General features: G+C 65.8%; 5 protein-coding genes. All 5 read right to left on the minus strand.

The window, feature by feature from the left end; translation table 11 throughout:
* Positions 1–4 precede the first annotated feature (4 nt).
* Entirely contained in the window at positions 5–1,255 is a 1,251-nt protein-coding gene (locus RBB42_RS25960) for a sarcosine oxidase subunit beta family protein (RefSeq protein WP_305972187.1), read from the minus strand.
* Complete coding sequence (locus tag RBB42_RS25965) at positions 1,252–1,914, minus strand: TetR/AcrR family transcriptional regulator (RefSeq protein ID WP_305972186.1); 663 nt, start codon at positions 1,912–1,914, stop codon at positions 1,252–1,254. Before RBB42_RS25965 ends, RBB42_RS25960 begins: the two co-directional genes overlap by 4 nt.
* The gene (locus RBB42_RS25970) at positions 1,914–3,419 is read right to left on the minus strand and encodes a trimethylamine methyltransferase family protein (protein WP_306043901.1); all 1,506 of its coding nucleotides are present in this window, start codon (positions 3,417–3,419) and stop codon (positions 1,914–1,916) included. The genes RBB42_RS25965 and RBB42_RS25970 overlap by 1 nt, the downstream gene beginning before the upstream one ends.
* Positions 3,419–5,824 carry a GcvT family protein gene (locus RBB42_RS25975; protein WP_306043902.1) on the minus strand — a complete coding sequence of 802 codons (2,406 nt, stop codon included), beginning with the start codon at positions 5,822–5,824 and terminating at the stop codon, positions 3,419–3,421. The genes RBB42_RS25970 and RBB42_RS25975 overlap by 1 nt, the downstream gene beginning before the upstream one ends.
* A gap of 204 nt (positions 5,825–6,028) precedes the next feature.
* Positions 6,029–6,432, minus strand: a 404-nt coding sequence (locus RBB42_RS25980) for a hypothetical protein (protein ID WP_306043545.1), incomplete at its 5' end; no start/stop codon positions are given.

Genomic DNA, 6,432 nt, shown 5'->3' on the forward strand with positions numbered 1-6,432 from the left:
CGGGTCAATGCGCGATCCCCGAACCCGCCGCCTCGTCGATCAGCCGGCCCTCGGCAAAGCGGGCCAGGTCGAAGGGACGCGAAATGTCGTGGTGGTCACCGGTGGCCAGCATATGCGCCAGCAGCCAGCCGCCCGCGGGGATCGCCTTGAACCCGCCGGTGCCCCAACCGCAGTTCAGGAACAGCCCCTCGGGTCCGGCGGGCCCGAGAATGGGCGAGCTGTCGGGGACCACGTCCACCACCCCCGCCCATTGCCGCAGCAGTTTCAGCTGGCCGAAGGCGGGAAACATCTCCAGCAGGCCGGAAACGATCGTTTCCTGCATCGGCAGGTTGCCGCGCTGGCCATGCGTGGGCACCCGGTCCAACCCGCCGCCAAAGACCAGTTCGCCCTTGTCGGACTGGCTGACATAGGTGCCGGTGCCCAGGTACAACAGGACCGTGTCCAGCATCGGTTTGACGGGTTCGGACACGAAGGCCTGCAAGGCGTAGTCGTGGACCGGCAGGCGGATGCCCAGCGGCGCGACGAGGCCCGGCGTGGCCCCGGCGGCGGCGATGCCCAGGCGGTCGCAGGCGATGGGACCGCGGTCGGTCTCGACCCCCGTGATGCGCCCGTCCGTGGTGCAGATCCCGGTGACGGTGATGCCCTCGATGATGTCCACGCCCAACGCGCTGGCGGCGCGGGCATAGCCCCAGGCCACCGCGTCGTGCCGGGCGATGCCGGCACGGCCCTGCCAGACGCCGCCGAGGCACTGGTAGCGGGCATCGGGGGCGTCGTTCAGCAACGGCAGGCGCGCACGAGCCTCCTGCGGCCCCATCAGGCTGCCGTCCACGCCGTTCAGCATCATCGCGTTGGCGATGCGGGCGCAGATCTCCATCTGCATCGGCGTGTGGGCAGCGATCAGCATGCCGCGCTGGCTGAGCATGACGTTGTAGTTCAGCTCCTTGCTCAGCCCCTCGTAGAGCCGCAAGGCCAGGTCGTAGAGCGCGACGCTTTCGGGATAGAAATAATTGGACCGGATCACCGTAGTGTTGCGCCCGGTGTTGCCGCCCCCGATCCAGCCCTTTTCCAGCACGGCGACCCGCCTGACACCGTGGTTCCTTGCCAGGTAATAGGCGGTTGCCAACCCGTGCCCGCCACCCCCGATGATGATCGCGTCATAGGCGGGTTTCGGATCCGGCTTGCGCCAGGCCGGGCGCCAGCCGCGGTGGCCGCGCAGCCCTTCGCGGGCAAGCGCAAGAGCGGAATAGCGGGTCATTCGGTGAGGCTCCGGGCGAGGCGCTTGAAGTCTTCGACCTCACCCGGCGCGGGGTGCTGGCCGGTGAAGCAATAGAGATACCCTTCGACGCGGGACAGGCGATCCTCCAGCGTTTCGGACAGTTCGAGGGCGTAATAGCCGATCTGCTGATAATAGAGCACGCGGGCACGAATGTCGGCCTCTTGCGACGTATAGCCGTGGCGAGTGAACATCTCGGCGATGGCCTCTTGCCGGGCCGTGTCGGACCGGTCGAGGGCGGCGCGCACCTTTTCGTCGCGGCGCGCCCATTCGCGGACCGCGAAATCCAGCCGGTGGTTGAAGCCCTTCGGGTCCACCACGCACCGAAAGAAATTGTTGAGCGCGGCGGTGATGGTCGGCGCGGGCATCCCGGCATGGGCAATCATGACGCCCGTGTTGGTCCGTTCCCATTCGGCCAGCAACTGGTCCAGCAGGTCCTGCCGGCTCTGGAAGTACCAATAGAAGGACGAGCGCGAGACGCCCAGGCGCGCGCCGATGGTCAGCACCTTGACCGATTGCACACCGTCGGAAATCAGGACCTCCATCGCGGCCTGCAGCCAGTCCTCTCGGGTGACCTTGGTATTGCCGGGGAGGTCGGGAGCCTCGGCCCGGAGCTGGTTGCCGGTGTCCTGTCCTGTCATCAATCCGCCGGCGGCGCGCCGCCCTCCCCGGTGCGTTTGGCGATAAAACGGTCCAACGCCGCCAGCCTGTCGCCGGTGGCGCAGGCCGGGGCCTTGTGATCGGCCAGGATCTTCTGCCAGAGCGCCAGCGCGCGGTCGTTGGCATCCAGAGATCCGCGCTCCGTCCAGGTGCCAAAGTTCGACCAGTCGGCCACCAACGGTTCGTAGAAGGCGGTGGCGTAGCGTTCCATCGTGTGTTCACAGCCGAAGAAGTGCCCGCCGGGCTGGACCTCGGCCAGGGCCTCAAAGCCGATTTCGGCGTCTGAACATGGGGTTGCCGCGCAAAGCTCTGCCATGACCTGAACCATCTCCATATCGGTGATGAACTTCTCATAGCTGACGGTCAACCCGCCCTCGATCCAGCCCGCCGCGTGGATGACGATAGAGGCGCCGGACATCAGCGCGCCCCAGGCGCTGATCTCGGTCTCATGCGCGGCCTGGGCGTCGTTGGTGTTGGCGGCGCATCCGGCCGCGTTGCGCCAGGGTAATCCGACAAGGCGCGCCAGTTGCCCGGCGGCCAGGCTTGCCTTGACCTGTTCGGGGGTGCCGAAGGCGGGTGCGCCACTTTTCATGTCGACGTTCGACGCAAAGGAACCGTAACAGACCGGCGCGCCCGCGCGGGCCAACTGGGTCAGGGTGATCCCCGCCAGTGCCTCTGCATGGCTGAGCGTGACCGCGCCCGCCACCGTGACCGGCGCCATCGCCCCCATCAGGCAGAAGGGAGTGACGACAGAGGGCTGGCCGTAGCGGGCAAAGTCGATCAAGCCCTGCGCCATCGGAATGTCGATCTGGCGCGGCGAATTGGTGTTGATGATCGTGTAGCAATGCGGCTGCGTGCGCAATTCGACCTCGGAGAGGCCACGGAACTCGGCGATCATCTCGAAGGCGTCCAGCGCCTGGGGCGTGCCGCGGGAAAAGACAAAGGGCACCTTGTCCGAGACGCTGAGCTGCATCCGGGTAAAGGCGTAGTGCCGCAGGTGCACGGGAATGTCCTGCGGTTCCACCCCGGGTGAGAGCATCTGGATCGCATCGAAATGCTGGACCAGTTTCGTCAGTTCCTCGACATCGCGCAGGGTGCCCGCGCGTCGGCCGCGCAGGAGGTCGGAACAATTCGGCGCCCCCGCCCCGGATTGAAAGGCCAGCGTGCCCAGGGCCATGTCCAGATCGCGCGACGGATCGCCGCCGCGCAGGGTGAACCGGCGCGGAGCCGAGGCCAGGGCGGCCTCGACCACCTCTGGCCCAATGCGGACCATCTGGCTGTCCTCGTCGACGATACAGCCCGCCTGCGCATAGAGTTTGCGGGCCTCGGGCAGCAGCACCTTGATGCCCAGTTCTGACAGCACGCGCAGGGCGGTGGCGTGGATGGCCTCGATGCGGTCCTGCGTGAAAACGGTTTGCGGCGTGAACGGGTTGGTCAAATGACGATAATTGACCTTGCGGGCCGGGGTTTGTGTCTCGGCGGCCATCAGACCGGCTTGCCGCGCATGGCGTTGCCCGCCGGATCGTAGGGCGACGGCGCGACGACGCGGGCGGGCCGTTCTGCACCGACCACATGGACGGTAAGTTCCGTACCCTCTGTCGCCGCGTCCGCATCCATCATGGCCAGGGCATAGGATTTGCCCAAGGTGTGGCCATATCCGCCCGAGGTGACAAAACCCACGCGCTTGCCATCCTTCCAGACCGGCTCATACCCGCTGGCATCGGCATCCGTGGCATCGACCTCCAGCGTGACGACACGGCGTTTCGGGCCCGCCGCGCGTTCCTTCAGCGCGGCCTCCTTGCCGATGAACTCCTTGTTCCAGTCGATCCAGCGGTCCATGCCGGTTTCACCCGGCGTGTAGCCTTGGGTAAATTCCGCCGACCAGATGCCGAAGGATTTTTCCAGCCGGAGCGAGAGCATCGCGTTGAAGCCGTATTCGCGGATTTCCTGCTCGGCTCCCGCCTGCAACAGCAACTCGCGCAGCTTGATGTGATCGCCCATGCGCACGTTGATTTCGTAGCCCAGTTCGCCCGCCACCGACATGCGGGCGACGCGGGCGCGGAAAAGGCCGACGTCCAGCGCGGCGCAGCCCATAAACGGCAGATCTCCAGCACCCTCGCAGAGCTTTTCGATCACCGCGCGTGAGCGCGGGCCGGTCAGCGCAAATCCGCAGACTTCTTCGCCCAGATCGCGGATGCCTACACCGTCGTCCAGGTGATCCTGGAACCAGCGCATGTGCCATTCGCGCAGGTAGTAGCTGCCCATGATCCACCAGGTGCCGTCGCCCCAGTTCATCACCGTCAGGTCGCCCTTGAGCCGCCCGCCCGGTTCCAGCATCGGTGCCAGTTTCGCCCGGCCCGGTTTGGGCAGTTTCGAGGCCATGATGCGATCAAGCCATTGTTCCGCGTTCGGCCCCGTGACCTCGAACCGGGAAAAGCCGGTGATGTCGATCAGGCCGACCTTTTCGCGGACGTGGCGGCACTCCTCACCGACGATGTCGAAGGCGTTAGACCGTTTCAGCGTCGGCATCTCCTCGAACCCCTGCGGTGCGAAGTAAAGCGGCACCTCAAGATCCCAACTGCAGCCCCACTTGCAACCAGCCGCATCCATCGCGGAGTGGGCTGGCGCGGTCTTCAGCGGGCGGCCGGCGGGCAGCTGCTCGTTCGGATAGGTCATCACGAACCGGCGCGAGTAGAACTGGCCGGTGGTTTCCTTGATGTAGCGCTTGTTCTGGGCGTAGTCGCCATAGCGCGCCACATCCATCGGCCAGGCGTCGGCCTCGGGCTCGCCGTGGATCATCCATTCGGCCAGCGTCTTGCCCACGCCGCCCCCCTGAAGAAAGCCGGCCATGACCGCGCAGGCGGTCCAGTAGCCGCGCTTGCCGCGCACAGGCCCCACCAGCGGGTTGCCATCGGGCGAGAAGGTGAAGGCGCCGTTGACCCAGGTCTTGACCCCGGTGTTTTCCAGCACCGGGTAGCGGTGGAACCCGCAGGTCAGCTCGTGCTCGATCCGGTCGGTCTGTTCCTGGAACAGCTCCATCCCGTAATCCCAGGGCGCGCCATCCATCGCCCAGTGTTCGTGCTCGACCTCGTAGATGCCCAGCAGGAGGCCCTTCTGGTCCTGCCGCATGTAGGTGAACCCTTCGAGGTCGACGGTCATCGGAACCTCGAAATCCAGCGCCGCGATCTCGGGGATATCCTCGGTCACGAGGTAATGGTGTTTCAGCGGCGAGACGGGCAGTTCGATGCCGGCCATGCGGCCCACCTGTTTCGCCCAGAGCCCGGCGGCGTTGACGACATGTTCGCAGGTGATGGTGCCCTTGTCGGTCACCACTTGCCAGCCGTCGGCGGTCTGTTCCAGGCTCTCGACCTTGGTGTGCTCAAAGTAGCTGGCACCGCGTTTCTTGGCGGCCTTGGCATAGGCATGCACGGTGCCGGTGGTGTCGATATAACCCTCGCGGTCGGCCCACATGGCGCCAAGGATGCCCTCGGTCGACATGATCGGGCAGCGGCGCTGCGCCTCTTCGGGAGTCAGAAGTTCGCAATCGTCGATACCGATGGACTGAAACACGCGATAGTTGGCCTGCAGCCATTCCCAGCGATCGGGCGTGCCCGCCAGGGTCAGCCCGCCGGTCATGTGCAGCCCGATGTTCTGGCCGCTTTCCTGTTCGATCTCCGAAAGCAGGTCGATGGTATAGGCCTGCAGCGCGGCCATGTTGGGATCGGCGTTGAGCGCGTGAATGCCCCCCGCCGCGTGCCAGGAACTGCCGGCCGTCAGGACGGACCGTTCCAGCAGGCAGACATCGGTCCAGCCGAACTTGGCAAGGTGATACAGAACCGAGGCGCCGACGACGCCCCCACCGATCACGACCACGCGGTAATGCGTATTCATTTTCCGTCCCTCCCCGGATTCGCTTTTGACAGGCTAGGAGGGGTGCCAGCTCAAGTATAGACAGAAATGTCCAGAGTTTTGCCCAAGAGCGACATGCGCGCCAACGACAGCACGCGGCGCGGTGCCTTGAGCGTCTTTCTCGGAAGCATTTGAAGCGGTCTGTCTGTGTCGCGCGATGCGCAGGCCCGCGCACCGCATGGCGCCTCAGGCAGTCACATCCTCGGACATGTCGTCGCCGTCCTCTTCGGGAAGGTCGAAACTGTCCCACTTGGAGGCATGCGGCAGCATCAACTGCTCATAGAAACCGCCCGCGCCAAAGGGATCGCCCCCGCCGCGCGACGGATTGGGGTCCGGGTCTGACTCGGCCAGTGGCTCGCCCTGCCATCTGCCTGCATAGCTGTCCAGGAATTGCGCATAGAGCCCACCCGGGGCAAAGGCGTCGCCGGTGACCGGCTGCTCCGGCTCCGGGTCATCCGGGGCCGGTTCCTCTGGCGTGGGGTCTTCCGGCGTCGGAACGACCGGCTCCGGATCCTCTGGCTCTGGCTCTGGCTCTGGCTCTGGCTCTGGCTCTGGCTCTGGCTCTGGCTCTGGCTCTGGCTCTGGCTCTG

Origin of the sequence: Mameliella sp. MMSF_3455, from assembly GCF_030733205.1 — a bacterium.
Taxonomy (GTDB): domain Bacteria; phylum Pseudomonadota; class Alphaproteobacteria; order Rhodobacterales; family Rhodobacteraceae; genus Antarctobacter.